This window comes from Microtetraspora niveoalba (genome assembly GCF_001570405.1).
Classification (GTDB): Bacteria; Actinomycetota; Actinomycetes; order Streptosporangiales; family Streptosporangiaceae; genus Microtetraspora; species Microtetraspora niveoalba.
Window position 1 is genome coordinate 37,168 of sequence record NZ_BBYM01000017.1, and the last position, 20,648, is coordinate 57,815.

At 72.2% G+C, this 20,648-nt stretch carries 17 protein-coding genes; all 17 read left to right on the forward strand.

What is annotated here, in order from left to right:
* Complete coding sequence (locus AWQ70_RS16755; protein ID WP_084517218.1) at positions 1–849, forward strand: cache domain-containing protein; 849 nt, start codon at positions 1–3, stop codon at positions 847–849.
* A 30-nt stretch (positions 850–879) separates the two neighbouring features.
* Positions 880–1,290: a phosphoribosyl-AMP cyclohydrolase gene (gene hisI, locus AWQ70_RS16760; protein ID WP_067176986.1), complete on the forward strand. Its 411-nt coding sequence runs from the start codon at positions 880–882 to the stop codon at positions 1,288–1,290.
* Positions 1,287–1,964 carry a Trp biosynthesis-associated membrane protein gene (locus tag AWQ70_RS16765; RefSeq protein WP_067176988.1) on the forward strand — a complete coding sequence of 226 codons (678 nt, stop codon included), beginning with the start codon at positions 1,287–1,289 and terminating at the stop codon, positions 1,962–1,964. Before hisI ends, AWQ70_RS16765 begins: the two co-directional genes overlap by 4 nt.
* 142 nt (positions 1,965–2,106) lie before the next feature.
* Positions 2,107–2,514 carry a CD225/dispanin family protein gene (locus AWQ70_RS16770; protein ID WP_218004554.1) on the forward strand — a complete coding sequence of 136 codons (408 nt, stop codon included), beginning with the start codon at positions 2,107–2,109 and terminating at the stop codon, positions 2,512–2,514.
* Between the two features lie 5 nt (positions 2,515–2,519).
* Complete coding sequence (locus AWQ70_RS16775) at positions 2,520–2,951, forward strand: DUF2752 domain-containing protein (RefSeq protein ID WP_067176990.1); 432 nt, start codon at positions 2,520–2,522, stop codon at positions 2,949–2,951.
* Positions 2,952–3,119: 168 nt separating this feature from the next.
* The gene (trpC, locus tag AWQ70_RS16780) at positions 3,120–3,932 is read left to right on the forward strand and encodes an indole-3-glycerol phosphate synthase TrpC (RefSeq protein WP_067176993.1); all 813 of its coding nucleotides are present in this window, start codon (positions 3,120–3,122) and stop codon (positions 3,930–3,932) included.
* A gap of 50 nt (positions 3,933–3,982) precedes the next feature.
* A complete protein-coding gene (gene trpB, locus AWQ70_RS16785) occupies positions 3,983–5,173 on the forward strand; it encodes a tryptophan synthase subunit beta (protein ID WP_218004569.1) in 1,191 nt (396 codons plus the stop codon).
* 125 nt (positions 5,174–5,298) lie between these two features.
* Positions 5,299–6,093, forward strand: coding sequence for a tryptophan synthase subunit alpha (gene trpA / locus AWQ70_RS16790; protein WP_067176995.1), 795 nt, complete (start codon positions 5,299–5,301; stop codon positions 6,091–6,093).
* A gap of 256 nt (positions 6,094–6,349) precedes the next feature.
* Positions 6,350–6,853: a MauE/DoxX family redox-associated membrane protein gene (locus AWQ70_RS16795; RefSeq protein WP_245646997.1), complete on the forward strand. Its 504-nt coding sequence runs from the start codon at positions 6,350–6,352 to the stop codon at positions 6,851–6,853.
* A 10-nt stretch (positions 6,854–6,863) separates the two neighbouring features.
* Entirely contained in the window at positions 6,864–7,616 is a 753-nt protein-coding gene (locus tag AWQ70_RS16800) for a DsbA family protein (RefSeq protein WP_067176998.1), read from the forward strand.
* Positions 7,617–7,699: 83 nt separating this feature from the next.
* Entirely contained in the window at positions 7,700–8,692 is a 993-nt protein-coding gene (lgt, locus tag AWQ70_RS16805) for a prolipoprotein diacylglyceryl transferase (protein WP_067176999.1), read from the forward strand.
* Positions 8,689–9,408, forward strand: a complete 720-nt coding sequence (locus tag AWQ70_RS16810) for a VIT1/CCC1 transporter family protein (protein ID WP_067177001.1) — start codon at positions 8,689–8,691, stop codon at positions 9,406–9,408. Before lgt ends, AWQ70_RS16810 begins: the two co-directional genes overlap by 4 nt.
* The gene (locus AWQ70_RS16815; protein WP_067177003.1) at positions 9,405–10,322 is read left to right on the forward strand and encodes a hypothetical protein; all 918 of its coding nucleotides are present in this window, start codon (positions 9,405–9,407) and stop codon (positions 10,320–10,322) included. The genes AWQ70_RS16810 and AWQ70_RS16815 overlap by 4 nt, the downstream gene beginning before the upstream one ends.
* A 469-nt stretch (positions 10,323–10,791) precedes the next feature.
* Positions 10,792–15,318 carry a glutamate synthase large subunit gene (gltB, locus tag AWQ70_RS16820; RefSeq protein WP_084517222.1) on the forward strand — a complete coding sequence of 1,509 codons (4,527 nt, stop codon included), beginning with the start codon at positions 10,792–10,794 and terminating at the stop codon, positions 15,316–15,318.
* A 69-nt stretch (positions 15,319–15,387) separates the two neighbouring features.
* The gene (locus AWQ70_RS16825) at positions 15,388–16,854 is read left to right on the forward strand and encodes a glutamate synthase subunit beta (RefSeq protein WP_067177008.1); all 1,467 of its coding nucleotides are present in this window, start codon (positions 15,388–15,390) and stop codon (positions 16,852–16,854) included.
* A 197-nt stretch (positions 16,855–17,051) separates the two neighbouring features.
* Positions 17,052–18,920: a S8 family peptidase gene (locus AWQ70_RS16835; RefSeq protein WP_245646998.1), complete on the forward strand. Its 1,869-nt coding sequence runs from the start codon at positions 17,052–17,054 to the stop codon at positions 18,918–18,920.
* 196 nt (positions 18,921–19,116) lie between these two features.
* Entirely contained in the window at positions 19,117–20,547 is a 1,431-nt protein-coding gene (gene pyk / locus AWQ70_RS16840) for a pyruvate kinase (protein WP_067177014.1), read from the forward strand.
* Positions 20,548–20,648: the final 101 nt, after the last annotated feature.

The following is a 20,648-nucleotide window of genomic DNA, read 5'->3' on the forward strand; positions in this document are numbered from 1 at the left end:
ATGACCACACGGTCGGACACGGCGCGGCCGGACGCCGCGAGATCGGACGCGCCGCCGGGCCCCGGCCCCGCCACCCCGCGGGCCACTTTGCGGGCCGCTTCGCGGGCCACGTCGGCCGCCGCGGTCCCGGCCCCGCCTCCTGCCGTACCGGCCGTCACGGCCCCGGACGAGGCGGCCGTCCTGGCGCGCGTGCGCGACACCGCGGAGGAGGTCTTCGCGGCCCTCGCCGACGTGCGCGCCGCCACCGCCGGCCGGGCCCGTGCCGTACGGCGGGGCGGGCGCGCGCTGGTCAGCGCCGACCTCGCCGCGCTGCGCCCCCTGCTGTTCGGCCGGCTCGGCACGATCATCGCCGGCATCGGGTTCATCGCCGCGCCCGGGCTGCTCGCCGACGCGCCCTGGTACCTGGAGTGGTGGCAGGAGAGCCCGGCGGGGCCGCCCGTGCAGCTCCTGCGCGACCTCGACCCGTCGAGCAGCGCCTTCTACGACTACACGCACTGGGACTGGTACACCGGCCCCGAGTCGGGCGCGGAGCGCACCGTCTGCGGGCCGTACGTCGACTATCTGTGCACCGACGAGTACAGCCTCACCCTGTCGGTGCCGGTGACCCTGGACGGCGTGTTCCTCGGAGTGGCCGCGGCCGACGTGTTCGTGCGCCGCTTCCAGGCGGCCGTGCTGCCCGCGCTCAGGGAGGTCCCCGTTCCGGCGTTCCTGGTCAACGCCCAGGGCCGGGTGGTCGCGTCCAACACCGCCCGCTGGGTCGCCGGGTCCGTGTACCGGGGGGCCGAGGGCTTCGCGGTCCGCCCGGTGCCGGGCCTGCCGCTGGCGCTCGTCGAGGGCACCGGCCGCTAGGCCGGCTCCCGCCTGCGGCAGAATTGGCGCATGTCCCTCGACCCGAAGATCGCCGCGCGGCTGAAGCGCACCACCGACGGGCTGGTGCCCGCCGTCGTCCAGCAGTACGACACCGGCGAGGTGCTGATGCTCGCCTGGATGGACGACGAGGCGCTGCACCGCACGCTCACCACGGGCCGTGCCACGTACTGGTCCCGCAGCCGGGGGGAGTACTGGGTCAAGGGCGACACGTCGGGCAACGTCCAGTGGGTGAGGTCGGCCAGCCTCGACTGCGACGGCGACACGATCCTGCTGAAGGTCGACCAGGTGGGCGCCGCCTGCCACACCGGTGACCGCACCTGCTTCGACGCGGGCTTCCTCGACGTCGCCCAGGGCGACGGCGGCACGGACGGGGACACCGACGGCGGCACGGGCGGCGACACGGACGGCGAGCGGTCATGACGTCGCCAGGGGGCGCGGGAGGCCCGGCCGCCGGGACGCCGGGGGCCGCGGCGTCCCCGCCCGCTCCCCGGCGGAGCTCGGCGCGGCGCTCGCTGACGGCCTGGCTGGTGGGCTGCGCGGCCGGCGCGGGCCTGGTGCTGCTCGCCGGGGGCCGCGAGTGGGCCGCCGTGAACTACGAAGGCGCGACCGGAGGGCCGATCGCCGTCGACGGCGGCGACGCCGTTCCCGCACTCACGCCCCTCGCGCTGGCCGCCCTGGCGGCGGTCCTCGCGGTCTTCGCGACCAGGGGCCCGTGGCGGCGGCTGGTCGGCGTGGTGCTCGCGGGCTGCGGCGCCGGCATCGCGGCGCTGGCCTGGCCGTCCCGGCTGAGCGCGCGGGCGGTGGAGGTCGCCGAGACCACGCGCTCGTTGTCGGGACAGGCGGCGCACGTGACGACGTCGGCGTGGCCGTGGGCCGCGGTCGCCGGGGGTGTCCTGCTCGCCGCCTGCGGCGTGGCGGCCGTTCTGGTCGGCGGCGCCTGGCCCGGCATGTCCGGCAAGTACGAGCGCCGTTCCGGCGCGGGCGGCCGGAAGACGTCCCGGGTCAGCGGGGACCGGGCGTTGTGGGACGCGATCGACGAAGGCGCCGACCCGACGGTCGATTCAGATGATCATTCTGGAAATGACAGCAAATAGTGAGGAAACCGCACATGAAGTGGTGATTTCCACCTTTGCGACATCATCACAAATCGTCCACGAAGTGGATACCTGACCAACAGGCGCGTCATATGTCGCTAAGCTCCGGTGCCGCAACTCATGACCATATAGGAGTCATTAAATGAGCTACGGAAACCAGCCGGGCGACATGGGGGGCTACGGGGCCCAGCCGCCCGGTGGCGGATACGGCCCGCCTCCCGGCGACGGGGGCTACCCGCCGCCCGGTGGCTATCCGCCGCCCGGCGGGTACGGTGCCGCGCCGACCCCCCCGAACAACCACCTCGTGATGGCCATCATCACCACGGTCCTGTGCTGTCTCCCCCTCGGCGTCGTGTCGATCGTGTACGCCACCCAGGTGAACTCTAAGTGGGCGATGGGCGACTACCAGGGCGCCCAGGCCGCCTCGGAGTCGGCCAAGAAGTGGTGGCTCGCGTCCCTGATCACGGCCGCCGTCCTCTTCGTGCTGTACATCATCCTCGTCGTCGTGCTCGGCGTGTTCAGCGCCAGCGTGAGCACCTCGTCATACTGAGGGTCATGACGGCGACGACCCATGAGCGGCGCGGCGCGGACCGGCTCCGGTCGGTGCTCGCGCCGCTCGGTGTCGCGGCGGTCACCGGCGCGGCCTTCGCGTTCGTGGGCGCCGTGGACCCCAACCAGCCGGGGCACTACCCGACGTGCCCCTTCCTCTTCCTGACCGGGCTCTACTGTCCCGGCTGCGGCACCCTGCGCGCCATGCACGCGCTCGCCCACGCCGACCCTCTCGCGGCGCTCGGGCTGAACCCGCTCGCGGTGGCCGTCATCCCGTTCCTGCTGTTCTGGTGGGGGCGCTGGGCGCTGCGTTCCTGGCAGGGCCGGCCCGCCCGCACGACCCTCGCCCGGCCCGCCTATCTGTGGGCCTTCCTCGCCCTCGTGATCGTCTATTGGGTCGTGCGAAACCTCCCATTCGGTCACGTCCTGGCCCCCTGACGAGACCCGATGGCCGAGCGGCCCCGGTGAGGCCGATAGCATCGGCAGGGCAAGGTAGCGACAGCAGCGACCGGAGGGACCGCTTCTCGTGAGCGAGCGTAGCGAGCGAACAGGTTTGCGCGGCAGTGTTCACTCATGCGGGCTCCGAGCCGATGGCGAGGAGGGCTCATGAGCGTTCTCGACGAGATCATCACCGGCGTCCGCGAGGACCTGGAGGCCCGGCAGAAGGCCGTGCCGATCGAGCTTCTCAAGGAGCGCGCCGGGCGGGCGCCCGCGACGAAGGACGCCTACGCCGCACTCGGCGGCGACAAGGTGTCGGTGATCGCCGAGGTGAAGCGGTCGAGCCCGTCCAAGGGCGCACTGGCCGCCATCGCCGACCCCGCCGCCCTCGCCGCGGACTACGAGGCCGGCGGCGCGCACGTGATCAGCGTGCTGACCGAGCGGCGCAGGTTCGGCGGCACTCTCGAGGACCTGGCCTCGGTCCGGTCCGCCGTGGACATCCCCATCCTGCGCAAGGACTTCATCGTCACCTCCTACCAGCTCTGGGAGGCCCGGGCGTACGGCGCGGACCTGGCGCTGCTCATCGTGGCCGCCCTGGAGCAGAACGCGCTCGTCTCGCTCATCGAGCGGGCCGAGTCGATCGGCCTCGCCCCGCTGGTCGAGGTGCACACCGAGGAGGAGCTGGACCGCGCCCTCGCCGCCGGAGCCAGGATCATCGGCGTCAACGCGCGCAACCTCAAGACCCTGGAAGTCGACCGGGACGTCTTCGCCAAGATCGCACCCAAGATCCCCGACGGCGTCATCAAGATCGCCGAGTCGGGTGTGCGCGGTCCGCACGACCTGCTCGCGTACGCGCGGGCCGGCGCGGACGCGGTGCTGGTGGGCGAGAGCCTGGTCACCGGCAAGGACCCCAGGGCCGCCGTGAACGATCTGGTGACCGCCGGCGCCCACCCATCGTCACGGCAGGAGAGGCAGTCGTGAGCCTGACAGAAGGACCCATCCTCACCGCGGCGGACCTCGCCGGCAACGGCGTGTACGGCGACGACCCGGACGGCCACGGCAAGTTCGGCGTCTTCGGCGGGCGGTTCGTGCCCGAGGCCCTGATCCCGGCGCTCGACGAGGTGGCCGCCGAGTACGAGAAGGCCAAGAACGACGAGGAGTTCCTCCGCGAGTTCGACCACCTGCTGCGCACGTACGCGGGCCGGCCGACCACGCTCACCGAGGTGCCGAGGTTCGCGGCGCACGCGGGCGGCGCCCGGATCGTCCTCAAGCGCGAGGACCTCACCCACACCGGCGCGCACAAGATCAACAACGTGCTGGGGCAGGCCCTGCTGACCCGGCGGCTGGGCAAGACCCGGGTGATCGCCGAGACCGGCGCGGGCCAGCACGGCGTCGCCACCGCGACCGCCGCCGCCCTGCTCGGCCTGGAGTGCGTCATCTACATGGGGGCCGTGGACTGCGAGCGCCAGGCGCTCAACGTCGCGCGGATGAAGCTCCTCGGCGCGACGGTCGTGCCGGTCACCAACGGCAGCCAGACGCTCAAGGACGCGATCAACGAGGCGTTCCGCGACTGGGTCACGAACGTCGACCGCACCCACTACCTCTTCGGCACCGTGGCCGGGCCGCACCCGTTCCCGGAGATCGTCCGCGACTTCGCCCGGATCATCGGCGTCGAGGCCCGGCGCCAGATCGTCGAGCTGACCGGCCGGCTGCCCGACGCGGTCTGCGCGGCGGTCGGCGGCGGTTCCAACGCCATCGGGATCTTCCACGCATTCATCGGCGACGAGGGGGTCCGGCTCCACGGCTACGAGGCCGCCGGACGCGGCCTGGAGACGGGAGAGCACGCGCTCACCCTCACCGCGGGGAGCGTCGGCGTGCTGCACGGCGCCCGCACCTACGTCCTGCAGGACGAGGAGGGCCAGACCATCGAGTCCCACTCGATCTCGGCCGGCCTCGACTACCCCGGCGTGGGCCCCGAGCACGCGTGGCTGAAGGACTCCGGCCGGGCCGTCTACGAAGGCGTCAGCGACGCCGAGGCGATGGAGGCGTTCGCCCTGCTCGCCCGCACCGAGGGCATCATCCCGGCGATCGAGTCCTCGCACGCCCTCGCCGGCGCCCTGAGACTCGGTCGCGAGCTCGGCCCGGAGGCCACCATCCTGGTGAACCTCTCCGGTCGCGGCGACAAGGACATGGGCACCGCGATGAAGTACTTCGACCTCTAAGCCGAAGCCAAGCCGATCCACGCCGATCTTCCGACCGGACAGGGGAGCCGGGCCGGCGACGGTGGAGCGGTGAACGGCGGCCCCACCCGGGCGAGGTGGATCCGACCCAGACGAACGGAAATCCGATGACGACACTTCAGACGGTCTTCTCGAAGGCGCGCGCCGAGAACCGCGCCGCCCTCGTCGGCTACCTGCCGGCCGGTTTCCCCACCAAGGAGGGGGCCGTCGCCGCCGCCACCGCCATGGTGGAGGCCGGGTGCGACGTGATCGAGATCGGCCTGCCGTACTCCGACCCGCTGATGGACGGTCCCACCATCCAGGACGCCGTCCACCGCTCCCTTTCGAACGGCACCCGCATCGCCGACGTCATGCGCACCGTCGAGGGCGTCGCCGCGACCGGCGCCGCGACCCTCGTCATGACGTACTGGAACCCGATCGACCGGTACGGCGCGGGCCGCTTCGCGCGTGACCTGGCCAACGCGGGCGGCGTCGGGACGATCACCCCCGACCTCACCCCCGAGGAGTCCGCGGTCTGGCTCCAGGAGAGCAAGGACGCGGGCATCGACACCGTGTTCCTGGTCGCGCCCAGCTCCACCGAGGACCGCATCGGCAAGGTGGCCAAGATCTGCACCGGGTTCGTCTACGCGGCCTCCCTGATGGGCGTCACGGGCGCGCGCGAGTCGGTCGGCTCCGCCGCCGAGGGCCTGGTCGCCCGCACCAGACGGCACACCTCGCTGCCCGTCTGCGTCGGGCTCGGCGTGGGCACCGGCGCGCAGGCCGCCGAGGTGGCCGCCTACGCCGACGGCGTGATCGTCGGCTCCGCGTTCATCCGGCGCCTCCTCGACGCCCCGGACGAGGCGTCCGGGCTCGCGTCGGTGCGCGAGCTCGGGGCCGAGCTCGCCGCGGGAGTGCGCCGCTGAGGGCTGCCGCGACCTGCGGCGACCGTCCCGGGCCCCGCGAGGGGCCGGGTGAACGGGGGGCGCGTGCTTAACCGGCGCTTATACCGTCCATGATGTGGTGGGCTCCAAGTAATGTGCGAAGGACACGGCCGCCACTTCCGAGTGGCGGCCGGACATCGTGACGGCAGCGATGCCAACCCGCGAGGAGACGATGGTGTTGACTTATCAGAAGGCCGCACCTGATCGACCGCGAACCGAACATCCCGCGTTACCGTGGGTGACGACCGCGGCCCGACTGGTCCTCGCGGCGGTGCTCATCGTGGCGGGCGGCCTCAAGATCGGCGCGCCGGCGCTCTCGGTGCAGGCGGTCAAGGCGTACCAGCTCCTCCCGGACTCGCTGGCAACCGCCATCGGATACGGCCTGCCCATCATCGAGATCGTCATCGGCGTGCTGCTGGCGGTCGGCCTGCTGACCAGGGTCTCGGCCGTGGTCGCCGGGCTGCTCATGCTGGCGTTCGTCGTCGGCATCGCCTCGGCGTGGGCGCGCGGGCTGCGCATCGACTGCGGGTGCTTCGGCGGAGGCGGTGAGCTGGCCGCGGGGCAGGACCCCAACTACCTCTGGGAGATCCTCCGTGACTTCGGCCTGGTGATCGTGGCCGCCTGGATCTTCATCCGGCCGCCGGGGCGCCTCGCGATGGACTCCGCGCTCGGCCTGTCCGGGAGGCGTGAGCCGTACCAGCCGGAAGGCGACATATTCCAGGGCGAACAGCCCGACGCATAGGGAGAGACCCATGAGCAAGGCGGCGAGGGATGCCTCGGTGCGCGCGCGCATCGCGGCGCAACGGGAAGCCGAGCGCAAGCAGGAGCAGCGCAGGCGCCTGGCCACCATCATCACTGTCGCGGTCGTCGTGCTGGCCGTGATCGGCGGCGGCTGGTGGTACGCCGCGGAGCAGAGCAAATCCGAGGAGATCGCCGGGGGACTCGCTCCCGTGACCGTGCAGAGCGACGGCACCGCCGTGATGGCCAAGGCCGGGGTCACCTCCCCGGTGCTGGACATCTACGAGGACCCGCAGTGCCCCGTCTGCAAGCAGCTTGAGGAGATCAGCGGGCCGACGATCAAGAACCTCGCCGCCGAGGGCAAGGTCAAGGTCGTCTACCACCCGCTCACGATCTTCTCGCAGGAGCCGACCCGGTCGAACTCGCTGCGCGCCGCCTCCGCGCTGCGCTGCGTGACCGACGGCAAGCAGTGGCTCGCCTTCCACGACAGGCTCTTCAAGGGACAGCCGAGCGAGACCGTCGAGGGCTTCAAGACCGACGACCTGGTGAAGTGGGGCGACGAGGTCGGCGTCACCGCGCCCGGCTTCGAGAGCTGCGTCAAGGACCAGAAGCAGCGGGCGGCCCACGAGCAGACCTCCGCCAAGACGATGGCGGACCAGAAGCTGGAGGGCACGCCGACGCTCAAGCTGAACGGCCGGCAGATCGACAACAACACGATCTTCGTGCCCAGCGCGCTGCGCCAGGAGATCGTCAATGCCGGCAAGTAGCCCGGCACGGGCCGCGGGTCCCCGCGGCCCGTTCTCCACAGCATTGCGCGAGGCCGGGTCCGTCTACGGTAACGTCCATTGATATGCCCCTCGCCTCGATTCCCAGCCCGTCACAAGGGGTCTGGAACCTCGGACCGCTCCCCATCCGGGCGTACGCGCTGTGCATCGTGCTCGGCGTCATCGTCGCCGTCTGGATAGGGGAGCGCCGCTGGCGCGCCCGTGGCGGCGCCCCGGGAGCGATCACCGACCTCGCCGTCTGGGCCGTCCCGTTCGGCCTCGTCGGCGGCAGGCTGTACCACGTCATCACCGACTGGCAGCTCTACTTCGGGTCCGAAGCCCCCAACCGGCCGATCGACACCCTGTTCATCTGGAAGGGCGGCCTCGGCATCTGGGGGGCCATCGCGCTGGGCGGGCTCGGGGTGTGGATCGGCTGCCGCCGACGCGGCATCTCGTTCTCGGCGGTCGCCGACACGCTCGCCCCGGCCATCGCCGTGGCCCAGGCCATCGGCCGCTGGGGCAACTACTTCAACCAGGAGCTGTTCGGCGGCCCGACCACGTTGCCGTGGGGGCTGGAGATCGAGCCGGGCCGCCCCGGCACCGTGCCCGGCTTCGACACCTACCACCCGACCTTCCTCTACGAGTCGTTGTGGAATCTCGCCCTCGCGGGCGTGCTCGTGCTCCTCGGCAGGCGCTTCGCCCTCCGGCACGGCCGGCTGTTCGCGCTCTACGTCGCGGGATACACGCTCGGCCGGTTCTGGATCGAGGGCCTGCGCGTCGATCCGGCCCATCACATCCTCGGTCTGCGGCTGAACCAGTGGACCGCGCTGGTGATCTTCCTGCTGGCGCTCGCCTACTTCTGGGTCTCCAGGAACAGGACGGGCGAGGAGCCCCTCGGCGGTGAGGACCGGCCCGGCGACCAGGCCGACCCGGCGCACGCCCGGGACCAGGCGGATCCCGGCGACCAGGCCGACCCGGCGCACACCCGGGACCAGGCGGATCCCGGCGAGCAGGGCGGACCCGCCGACCCCACCGGCGAGGCGGTCGCCTCACCGGAGCAGGGAGGGGGCCGTCGATGACCGGCGCCGATTCGGGGGTCCGCGCCGAGATCCACCACCAGCACCGGGACGTGAACGGAGGCTGGCTGCGTCCCGCCGTGTTCGGCGCGATGGACGGCCTCGTCTCCAACTTCGCCCTCATCGCGGGCGTCGCCGGCGGCACGGCCGACACCAAGGTCATCGCGCTCGCCGGAGTGGCCGGGCTCGCGGCCGGGGCCTTCTCCATGGCGGGCGGCGAGTACGTCTCGGTCGCCAGCCAGAGCGAGATGGCCCAGGCGGAGATCGACGTGGAGCGCCGCGAGCTCGAACGCAACCCGCAGGCGGAGGAGGACGAGCTCGCGCAGCTCTACGTGGGGCGAGGGGTCGATCCGGAGACGGCCAGGGAGGTCGCCCGGCAGATCTCCAGGAACCCCGAGAGCGCGCTCGCGGTGCACGCGCAGGCCGAGCTCGGCGTCGATCCGCATGACCTGCCCTCGCCCGTGCTCGCCGCGGTCTCCTCGTTCCTGTCGTTCAGCGTGGGCGCCCTGATCCCGCTCCTGCCGTACCTGCTGGGTGTGCGGGGGCTGTGGGTGTCGGTGATCGCGTCGTCGGTGGCGCTGTTCGCCGCCGGCGCCGTGGTGTCGCGGGTGACCGCGCGCACCTGGTGGTTCAGCGGGTTGCGCCAGCTCCTGGTCGGCGCGCTCGCGGCGGCGCTCACCTGGGGCCTCGGCACGGCGGTCGGAGCAAGCGGTCTGTGACGAAACGCAAGCGCCGGTCCTCAGCGCCGTCGGAGCGCTGGACCAGCGACACCCTGGCCGAGTTCGGGCTGAGCGTCCTTCAGCAGCGGCTCGTCATCGGCGTCGGATCCGCGGTGGCGGTCATCGCCTCCGCCCTCGTCCTGACCTTCGTGATCAACATGATCGGGAACGGTGACGTCCCCCCGGCGCAGGCCGGCTCCGGCTCGCTCGGCGGGGCCCGGCCCGGCGACTACCGCGCCTGGCCGTCGTTCAAGCAGTTCGCCCCCATCGCGGACCGCAAGGCCGACGCCGCGCCCCTGACCCTGAAGGAGCTCTTCGGAGCGCGCACCGTGCAGGCGGGCAAGACCACCCTCAGGCGGGTCGGCGTCCACCTCGACACCGGCTGCCGCCAGTCCGCCTGGGGCGCCGACCTGGTCCAGCAGCTCGCCGACGCGGGCTGCACGCAGATCGCGCGCGGGCTCTACACCAGCGCCGACGGCGTCTACGTCGCCCAGTACGCCATGCTCAACCTGGCCGACGTCAAGGCGGCCGACGGGCTGGTCGAAAGCCTGAAGTCGCTCTACCTGGGCGGCTGGGTGCTGCCGATCGACTCGCCCAAGGCCAGGTTCGGCGGTTACACGGAGGCCAGCGGCCACGCGATGGGCCACTACGTGGGCCTGGTCTGGATCGGCCGGGCCGACGGCGCCGACCCGGTCGCGGGCGACGACTTCGTGACGCTCGGTCTCGCCGTACGTGAGGTGGAGCGGGCGGTCTACCGGCGCGTCGTCGCGGTCGCGGGCGTCCCCTCGATCACGGTCAAGCCGTCGCCCGGCGAGGAGACGGCCCAGCCGGCCGAGCCGGCGCCCACGGATCCCGGGTCCGGGGCGGCGACGCCGCCCCCGGCCTCACCCACACCGTCGCCCGCCGCGCAGTAAGGCGCTGCCGCCGCACCTCGACTCGGATCCGTTCCCAGGTCCGCCGGGTCCGGCCGCTCCCGTCATACCCCGGGGCGGCCGGCCCCGCAGCTCAGTGGCCGCGAGGGCGGGCCGGGGGAGCAGCCGCAAGGTTTGCCCTCCGCACTGGATACCGAAATGTCGGCTTGAATCAAGGTGTTGTAGGTTAAATGCCGGGATCAGCCGGGATATAGGGCGACCGATCGCCGTGCTCAAGGATGAGCGACACGGTGGGCGCCCACGGACGGCCGCGACGAGGCGGCCTCCCGGCAGGTGATGCGCCTCGCTTCCCGCCCCTCATTTCCGCCAGGGTTCGGCTCGTGAAGATTCGCGAAGCACCCCTGGTTGGGACTAATCGGGCAGGATGCGGTAATGTTTGACGCACCTATCACCGCAGCAGGGCCAACGTCGTCCCTCTGTTTCGAGCAGAAGATGACGACGGGAGGGATTCATGCCTGCTGCCCGCCTCGGCCGTGCCGGGGGCTTCCCCGAGCCTCAGGGCCTGTACGACCCCGCGAACGAACACGACGCCTGTGGCGTCGCCATGGTGGCGGACGTCGCCGGCCGCCGCAGCTATGACATCGTCGCGAAGGCTCTGACCGCGCTGCGCAACCTGGATCACCGGGGGGCGAGCGGCAGCGAGCCGGACACCGGCGACGGAGCCGGCATCCTGACGCAGATCCCCGACGCCTTCTTCCGCGGGGTCGTCGACTTCCCGCTGCCCCCGGAGGGCGCGTACGCCGCGGGCCTGGCGTTCCTCCCGCGCGACGAGCAGGCGCGCGGCGTGACCGTCGGCCTGATCGAGGAGATCGCCGCCGAGGAGGGCGTCACCGTCCTGGGCTGGCGTGACGTCCCCGTGGACGCGGCGCTCCCCGGCGCGAGCGCCCGCGCGGTCATGCCGTACTTCACGCAGCTCTTCGTCGGTTCGCCGAACGGCGAGACCGGCGTCGCCCTCGACCGGCTGGCCTTCGCCTTCCGCAAGCGGGCCGAGCACGAGGCCGACGTCTACTTCGCCTCGCTGTCCAGCCGCACCCTCGTCTACAAGGGGATGCTGACCTCGCTGCAGGTCGAGCCGTTCTTCCCCGACCTGTCCGACGAGCGGTACGCCACGGCGATCGCGCTCGTCCACTCGCGCTTCTCCACGAACACGTTCCCGTCGTGGCCGCTCGCCCACCCCTACCGGTACGTCGCGCACAACGGCGAGATCAACACCGTCAAGGGCAACCGGAACTGGATGCGCGCCCGCGAGACGATGCTGGCGAGCGGTCTGATCCCGGGCGACCTGGAGCGGCTGTTCCCGATCTGCGACCCGGACGGCTCCGACACCGCGTCGTTCGACGAGGTCCTCGAACTGCTCCACCTGGGCGGCCGGTCGCTCCCGCACGCCGTGCTCATGATGATCCCGGAGGCGTGGGAGAACCACACCGAGATGGACCCCGCGCGGCGGGCCTTCTACGAGTTCCACTCCACGCTCATGGAGGCGTGGGACGGGCCGGCGTCGATCACCTTCTCCGACGGCACGCTCGTCGGCGCGGTGCTCGACCGCAACGGCCTGCGTCCGGGCCGGTTCTGGGTGACCGACGACGGCCTCGTGGTGCTGGCCTCCGAGGCGGGTGTCCTGGCCGACATCCCGCAGGAGAAGGTCGTCCGCAAGGGCCGCCTCCAGCCCGGCAGGATGTTCCTCGTCGACACCGCCCGCGGCAAGATCATCGAGGACGACGAGATCAAGGCCGAGCTGGCCGCGGCGGAGCCGTACGCCGACTGGCTGCACGCGGGCCTGGTCCGGTTCGAGGAGCTGCCCGCGCGCGAGCACGAGCACCCGACGCACGAGGCGCTCGTCAAGCGGCAGCAGACCTTCGGCTACACCGAGGAGGAGCTGCGGGTCATCCTCGCGCCGATGGCGCGCAGCGGCTACGAGCCGATCGGGTCGATGGGCACCGACACGCCCGTCGCCGTGCTGAGCGAGAAGCCGCGCCTGCTCTTCGACTACTTCAGCCAGCTCTTCGCCCAGGTCACGAACCCGCCGCTGGACGCCATCCGCGAGGAGCTCGTCACCTCGCTGCAGTCGACCATCGGTCCCGAGGGCAACCTGCTCGACCCGGGCGCGGCGTCCTGCCGCCGGCTCGTGCTGCCGTACCCCGTGATCGACAACGACGAGCTCGCCAAGATCGTCCACATCAACGACGAGGGCGCGTTGCCCGGCTTCCAGCCGTACGTCGTCTCGGGCCTGTTCCACGTGGGCGGGGGCGGCGACGCGCTGCTGCGGCGGCTGCGGGAGATCCGCGAGGAGGTCTCGCGGGCCATCGAGGACGGCGCGCGGATCATCGTGCTGTCCGACCGCGGCTCCTCGCGCGAGAAGGCGCCGATCCCGTCGCTGCTGCTCACCGGCGCGGTGCACCACCACCTCATCCGTGAGAAGACGCGCACCCGCGTGGGCCTGGTCATCGAGACCGGAGAGGCCCGCGAGTGCCACCACATGGCGCTCCTCATCGGGTACGGCGCCAGCGCGGTCAACCCGTACCTCGCGCTCGAGACCGCCGAGGACATGATCGAGACCGGCGCGCTGGCCGGGATCGAGCCGCGCGCGGCCGTGCGCAACCTCATCAAGGCGTACGGCAAGGGCGTCCTGAAGGTCATGTCGAAGATGGGCGTGTCCACGGTCGCGTCGTACACCGGGGCGCAGATCTTCGAGGCGCTCGGCCTCGGCGCCGAGGTCGTCGACGAGTGCTTCACCGGGACCACCTCCCGCCTGGGCGGCGTCGGCTTCGACGTGCTCGCCCGCGAGGCGTTCGAGCGACACCTGCGCGCCTACCCGCGCGCCGAGAACGCGCACCGGCGCCTCGAAGTCGGCGGCGAGTACCAGTGGCGCCGCGAGGGCGAGCCGCACCTGTTCAACCCGACGACGGTCTTCAAGCTCCAGCACGCCACCCGCACCCGCCGGTACGAGATCTTCAAGGAGTACACCTCCCTGGTCGACGACCAGGCCGAGCGGCTGATGACGCTGCGCGGCCTGTTCCGGCTGCGTCCCGGCACGCCGGTGCCGATCGAGGAGGTCGAGCCGGTCGAGTCGATCGTGAAGCGGTTCTCCACCGGCGCCATGTCGTACGGCTCGATCTCCATGGAGGCGCACGAGACCCTCGCCATCGCCATGAACCGGCTGGGCGGCAAGTCCAACACCGGCGAGGGCGGCGAGGACCCCGAGCGCCTGTACGACCCGGAGCGGCGCAGCGCGATCAAGCAGGTGGCCTCCGGCCGCTTCGGCGTGACCAGCGAGTACCTGGTGAACGCCGACGACCTGCAGATCAAGATGGCGCAGGGCGCCAAGCCCGGCGAGGGCGGCCAGCTTCCGGGGCACAAGGTGTACCCGTGGATCGCCAAGACCCGGCACTCCACGCCGGGCGTCGGCCTGATCTCGCCGCCGCCGCACCACGACATCTACTCGATCGAGGACCTGGCCCAGCTCATCCACGACCTCAAGAACGCCAACCCGCGGGCCCGCGTGCACGTGAAGCTGGTGTCCGAGGTCGGCGTCGGCACCGTCGCCGCGGGTGTGTCCAAGGCGCACGCCGACGTGGTGCTGATCTCCGGCCACGACGGCGGCACCGGCGCATCGCCGCTGACGTCGCTCAAGCACGCCGGCACGCCGTGGGAGCTCGGCCTGGCCGAGACCCAGCAGACGCTGCTGCTCAACGGTCTGCGCGACCGGATCGTCGTCCAGGCGGACGGGCAGCTCAAGACCGGCCGCGACGTGGTCGTGGCGGCGCTGCTCGGAGCCGAGGAGTTCGGCTTCGCCACCGCGCCGCTCGTCGTCTCCGGCTGCGTCATGATGCGGGTCTGCCACCTGGACACCTGCCCGGTCGGCGTGGCCACGCAGAATCCGGAACTGCGCAAGCGGTTCGGCGGCAAGCCCGAGTTCGTGGTGAACTTCTTCGAGTTCATCGCGCAGGAGGTCCGCGAGTACCTGGCCCAGCTCGGCTTCCGCACGCTCGACGAGGCGGTCGGCCACGCCGAGATGCTGGACGTCACCCGGGCCGTCGACCACTGGAAGGCCGAGGGGCTGGACCTGTCGCCGGTCCTGCACCGGCCGGAGCTGCCCGAGGGCACCCCGCTGCGCCGGCTCGCCGAGCAGGACCACGGCCTCGACCGCGCCCTGGACAACACGCTCATCCAGCTCGCCGAGGGCGCGCTGGAGTACGGCGACCGGGTCACGCTGGAACTGCCCATCCGCAACGTCAACCGCACGGTCGGCACGATGCTCGGCCACGAGGTGACCAGGCGGTACGGCGGCGCCGGGCTGCCCGACGGCACCATCGACGTGACCTTCACCGGCTCGGCCGGCAACTCGTTCGGCGCGTTCGTCCCGCGCGGCGTCACGCTGCGGCTGCACGGCGACGCCAACGACTACCTCGGCAAGGGCCTGTCCGGCGGCCGGCTCGTCGTCCGCCCGCACGCGGACGCGCCGTTCGCGGCCGAGACCCAGGTCGTCGCCGGCAACGTCGGCCTGTACGGGGCCACCTCGGGCGAGGTGTTCGTCCGGGGCGTCGTCGGCGAGCGGTTCTGCGTGCGCAACTCGGGCGCGACCGCCGTCGTCGAGGGCGTCGGCGACCACGGCTGCGAGTACATGACCGGCGGCCGGGCCGTCGTCCTCGGGCCGACCGGCCGCAACTTCGCGGCCGGCATGTCCGGCGGCATCGCGTACGCGCTCGACCTGAACGCCGAGCGGGTCAACCGCGAGATGGTCGAGATCGAGCCGCTGACGGACGAGGACGCCGAGTTCCTCCGGGAGATCGTGGAGCGGCACCTGGCCGAGACCGGCTCCACCGTCGCCAAGGCGCTGCTCGCCGACTGGGACGCCGCGCTCGCGCGGTTCGGCAAGGTCATGCCGACCGACTACAAGCGGGTGCTCCAGGCGGCGGAGGCCGCCAGGCTCGAAGGCCGCGACATCGACGAGGCCGTCATGGCCGCGGCGCACGGGTGACGCCGATGACCGACGTCCGCTTCGCCGTTCACCGCTCGACCCACGCACACCGATAAGGGGGGTACACCGATGGCTGACCCGAAGGGTTTCCTGACCCACGACCGCGAGCTGCCGGCGCGCCGCCCGGTCGACGTGCGCATCCGCGACTGGCGGGAGGTCTACGAGGACTTCCCCCGGCCCGCCCTGGCCAAGCAGGCCGCCCGCTGCATGGACTGCGGCATCCCGTTCTGCCACAACGGCTGCCCGCTCGGGAACCTCATCCCCGAGTGGAACGACCTCGTGTACCGGGACGACTGGCGCGAGGCGGTCGAGCGGCTGCACGCGACGAACAACTTCCCGGAGTTCACCGGACGGCTGTGCCCGGCCCCCTGCGAGTCGGCCTGCGTCCTCGGCATCAACTCCGACCCGGTCTCGATCAAGCGGGTCGAGGTCGAGATCATCGACCGCGCCTTCGCCGAGGGCTGGGTCACGCCGCGGCCGCCGGAGACGAAGACCGGCAAGCGCGTGGCCGTGGTCGGCTCCGGCCCGGCGGGGCTGGCCGCCGCCCAGCAGCTCACCCGCGCCGGGCACGACGTCGTCGTGTTCGAGCGGGCGGACAAGGCCGGCGGCCTGCTCCGGTACGGCATCCCCGAGTTCAAGATGGAGAAGCACCACCTCGACCGCCGCCTGGCGCAGATGGAGGCCGAGGGCACCGAGTTCCGCACCGGCGTGAACGTCGGCATGGACGTCACGGCGGCGCGGCTCCGCGAGGAGTTCGACGCCGTGGTGCTCGCGGGCGGGGCCACCGCCTGGCGCGACCTGTCCGTGCCCGGCCGCGAGCTGGGCGGCGTCCACCAGGCCATGGAGTACCTGCCGCCCGCGAACCGCGACCTCGCCGCGTCGCCGATCTCGGCGGAGGGCAGGCACGTGGTCGTGATCGGCGGCGGCGACACCGGCGCGGACTGCATCGGCACCGCGATCCGGCAGGGGGCCGCCTCGGTCACCCAGCTCGAGATCATGCCCAGGCCGCCGGCGTCCCGTCCCGGCTCCCAGCCGTGGCCGACGTACCCGATGCTGTTCAAGATGGAGAGCGCGCACGAGGAGCTGGAGGCGGGCGGCGGGGCCCGGGTCTACGCCGCCTCCACCACCGAGTTCCTCTCGGACGAGGACGGCAACGTCCGGGCGCTGCGCCTGGTCGACGTCGAGGGGCCGGCCTCCGGCTTCCGGCCGATCCCGGGCAGCGAGCGGGAGATCCCCGCCGAGCTGGTCACGCTGGCGATGGGCTTCGTCGGGCCGGAGAAGGGGCCGCTGCTCACCGACCTGGCGGCGCTCGCCTCGCGCGACTTCTTCGACGCCCGGGGCAACGTGGCCCGCGACTCCTCGTACGCGACGGCGGTGGAGGGCGTCTTCGCCGCCGGTGACATGGGGCGCGGTCAGTCGCTGATCGTGTGGGCGATCGCGGAGGGCCGCTCGGCCGCCGCCGCCGTCGACGAGTACCTCTCCGGCCGCACGGCCCTGCCGGTCGCCGTCCCGCCGACGGCGCGGCCGCTGGTCTGACGTCCGTAGGCGCGATACACACAGACGTGCTCACGCGACCGCCGGTCGCGTGAGCACGTTTATCGTTGTGGGCCGGAGCCGCTCTGGCCCGCCGAGGCGAAAACCCGACAAAACGGGAATAACCCCTGTGTGGTCGGTGGCGTGCTCGCGCTGTCAGGCTCCTCCCGGGGCGGGCGGGCCGAAACGAGGAGGGGTCGTTGAACGTACGGGGACGTGTCGCCGCGGCGGCCCTCGCGCTGGCCGTGGCCGGTACGGCGTGCTCCGCGGGGCAGGGCGGTCCGGCGGCGGGCCGGGACTCCGGCGACGCGCGGCCCGCGACGAGGACACCCGCGGCGAGGACGCCCGCGGCCACCCCGCGTCCCTCGGGGGCGACGGGGGAGTACCTCGTCTTCTACACCGAGGGCGGCAGGGACGCGGCGGCCCGCGCGGTCGCGGACAGCGGCGGCGTCGTCACCGGAGAGGAGCCGCGGCTCGGCTACCTCGTGGCCGAGCTCTCCGCGCCCGAGAAGCTGGGCGGCACGCCCGCGGTCGTCGGCGTCACCCCCGACCGCATGATCGGCGAGGCGGCGCGCGTGCCCACGCCGCCCCCTTCCGCGGGGACGGCCACGCCGCCGGCTTCCCCAGGGACGCCCACGCCGCCGGTCTCCCCAGGGACGCCCACGCCGCCGGTCTCCCCAGGGACGCCCACGCCGCCGGTCTCCCCAGGGACGCCCACGCCGCCGGTCTCCACGGGGACGCCCCCCGTCACGGGGTCGCCCGCGGCCTCCCCTCCGGCCTCGGGGGCGGCGCCGCCGGCGGACCCGCTCTCGGGACGCCAGTGGGACATGAAGATGATCGGCGCCACCGCCACCGGCACGTACGCGGACCCGTCGGCGCGCGGCGCCCGCGTGCTCGTCGGCGTCATCGACACCGGCATCGACGGCAAGCATCCCGACGTCGCGCCCAACTTCAACCGCGAACTGAGCCGCAACTTCGTCACCGACCGGCCCAAGGACCCGAACGGCAAGACGTTCGACGGCCCCTGCGAGTACAAGAACTGCAAGGACCCCGTGGACGTGGACGACGACGGCCACGGCACGCACGTCGCCAGCACGATCGGCTCCCCGCTCAACGGCATCGGCATCGCCGGTGTCGCGCCCGAGGTGTCGCTGGTCAACATCCGCGCCGGCAGCGACTCCGGCTTCTTCTTCCTCAAGCCCACGATGGACGCCCTGACGTACGCCGCCGACATCGGCGTCGCGGTCGTCAACATGAGCTTCTACGTGGACCCCTGGACGTTCAACTGCACGAACAACCCCCAGGACACGCCCGCGCAGCGGCTCGAACAGCGCGGCATCATCGAGGGGATGCGCCGCGCGGTCGGCTACGCGCGCGGGCACGGCGTGACCCTGATCACCGCCATCGGCAACAGCGGCACCGACCTCGGCCACCCGGTGACCGACACCGCGAGCCCCGACTACCCCCTGGGCGCCGAGCACGAGCGCAAGGTCGACAACACCTGCCTCAACGTCCCGGCGGAGCTGGAGGGCGTCATCTCGGTCTCCGCGGTCGGCCCCACCGATCGCAAGGCGCCCTACTCCGACTACGGCATCGAGCAGACCGACCTCGCCGCGCCCGGCGGCGACCTGTTCGCCAAGGACACGCGGCTCAAGGGCGTGCGCAGGGAGATCCTCGGCGCGGCGCCCACCCGCCCGCTGCGCCGCAAGGGCCTCATCGACGAGCGCGGTGTGCCCCAGGACCCGTCCGTGATCCGGGAGTGCCGGAACGGCTCCTGCTCCTACTACCAGTACCTGGAGGGCACCTCCATGGCCTCGCCGCACGCCGCCGGCGTCGCCGCGATCATCGTCGGCCGCTTCGGCACGCCGGGGAAGAACGGCCTGCGGATGGACCCCGCCGAGGTCGAACGCATCCTGTACGCCACCGCCGTGCCCCGGTCGTGCCCGGAGCCCCGGGCGTACAAGTACGGCGAGAACAACGTGCAGACCTGCGAGGGGGACCCGGCGCACAACGGCTTCTACGGCCACGGCGTGGTCAGCGCGGCCCGCGCCGCGACGTTCACGCGCTGACCGAATCCCCCGTGGCGGTCCCGGGGATTGGGTAGCCTGTGCAGGCGCGACGCCGTGACGGCGGGCGACCGGCCCCGCGACGACCCCGTACGGCGGGGTAGGGGACACCCGGTGAGCGCGCGAACGTCATTGACAATTTGGCCACAGCTCCATGCGCCGTCACTATCAAGTGGTCTGTACCAATTAGGCTAGGACCGTGAGTCGTCGAGCAAAGATCGTCTGTACCCTTGGCCCCGCGACGTCGTCGCCCGAGCGGTTGCGCGAGCTGATCGCCGCCGGCATGGACGTGGCCAGATTCAACCTCTCGCACGGCAGCCACGAGCTGCACAAGGAGGTGTTCGACCGCGTCAGGGCCGCCGCCGAGGAGGTCGGACGTGCCGTAGGCGTGCTCGCCGACCTCCAGGGACCCAAGATCCGGGTCGGCCGGTTCGCGTCCGGTCCGGTGCGGCTCGGCTTCGGAGACGTGTTCACGATCACCACCGAGGATGTTCCCGGCGACCGCGACATCGTCTCCACCACGTACGCCGGGCTGCCCGGCGACGTGCGGCCGGGCGACACCGTCCTGGTGGACGACGGGCGCCTCCACCTGGAGGTGACCGCCGTCGACGGCCCCCGCGTGGTCACCCGCGTCGTCATCGGCGGCATGATCTCCGACAACAAGGGCCTCAACCTGCCCGGCGTCGCGGTCAGCGCGCCGGCCCTCACCGAGAAGGACGAGACCGACCTGCGCTGGGCGCTGCGCACCGGCTTCGACATGATCGCGCTGTCCTTCGTGCGCTCGCCCCTCGACGCCGACATCGTGCGCGGGATCATGGAGGAGGAGGGCGTCCACCTCCCGCTGCTCGCCAAGATCGAGAAGCCGCAGGCCGTCGCCTGCCTGGAGGAGATCGTCGACGCGTTCGACGGCATCATGGTCGCCCGCGGCGACCTCGGCGTCGAGCTGCCGCTCGAGCAGGTGCCGATCGTCCAGCGCCGCATCATCGAGCTGTGCCGCGACAAGGCTCACCCGGTCATCGTCGCCACCCAGATGCTCGACTCCATGATGAGCGCCCCCCGGCCGACCCGCGCCGAGGCGTCCGACGTCGCGTACGCCGTCATGGACGGGGCCGACGCGGTCATGCTGTCCGGCGAGACGTCGGTCGGCAGCTATCCCGTCGAGTCGGTCTCCACGATGGCCCGCATCGCGACGGCCGCCGAGAGCGCCACCCTGCACGCCACGCACACCCTGGAGCGGCTGCCCGAGACCACGGGCGGCGCCATCGCGCGCGCCGCGGCCGAGGTCGGCGCGATCGTCGGCGCCAAGGCCCTGGTCGCGTTCACCATGTCGGGCGAGACCGCGCGGCGGCTGGCGCGCTACCGCTCGCCGATCCCGCTGCTCGCCTTCACCTCCAACCCGCAGGTCCGCGGCCAGCTCGCGGTGACCTGGGGCGTCGAGACCTTCGAGGTGCCCTTCGTGCACCACACCGACGACATGGTGCGGCAGGTCGAGGCGTCGCTGCTCACGCTCGGCGACTTCGAGAAGGGCGACAAGATCGTCATCGTGGCGGGCTCCCCGACCGGGATCCCGGGCTCGACCAACTTCCTGCGCGTGCACACCATCGGCTCTGCGGTGGCCCACCCCCGCTGATCCGAGTTCGGAACCGACACGACCCGGTGGCCCCCCGGCCGCCGGGTCGTCGTGTGTGCCGCGCTGGGAAGTGGCTCTCCGCACACATTTCCCTTACGTCG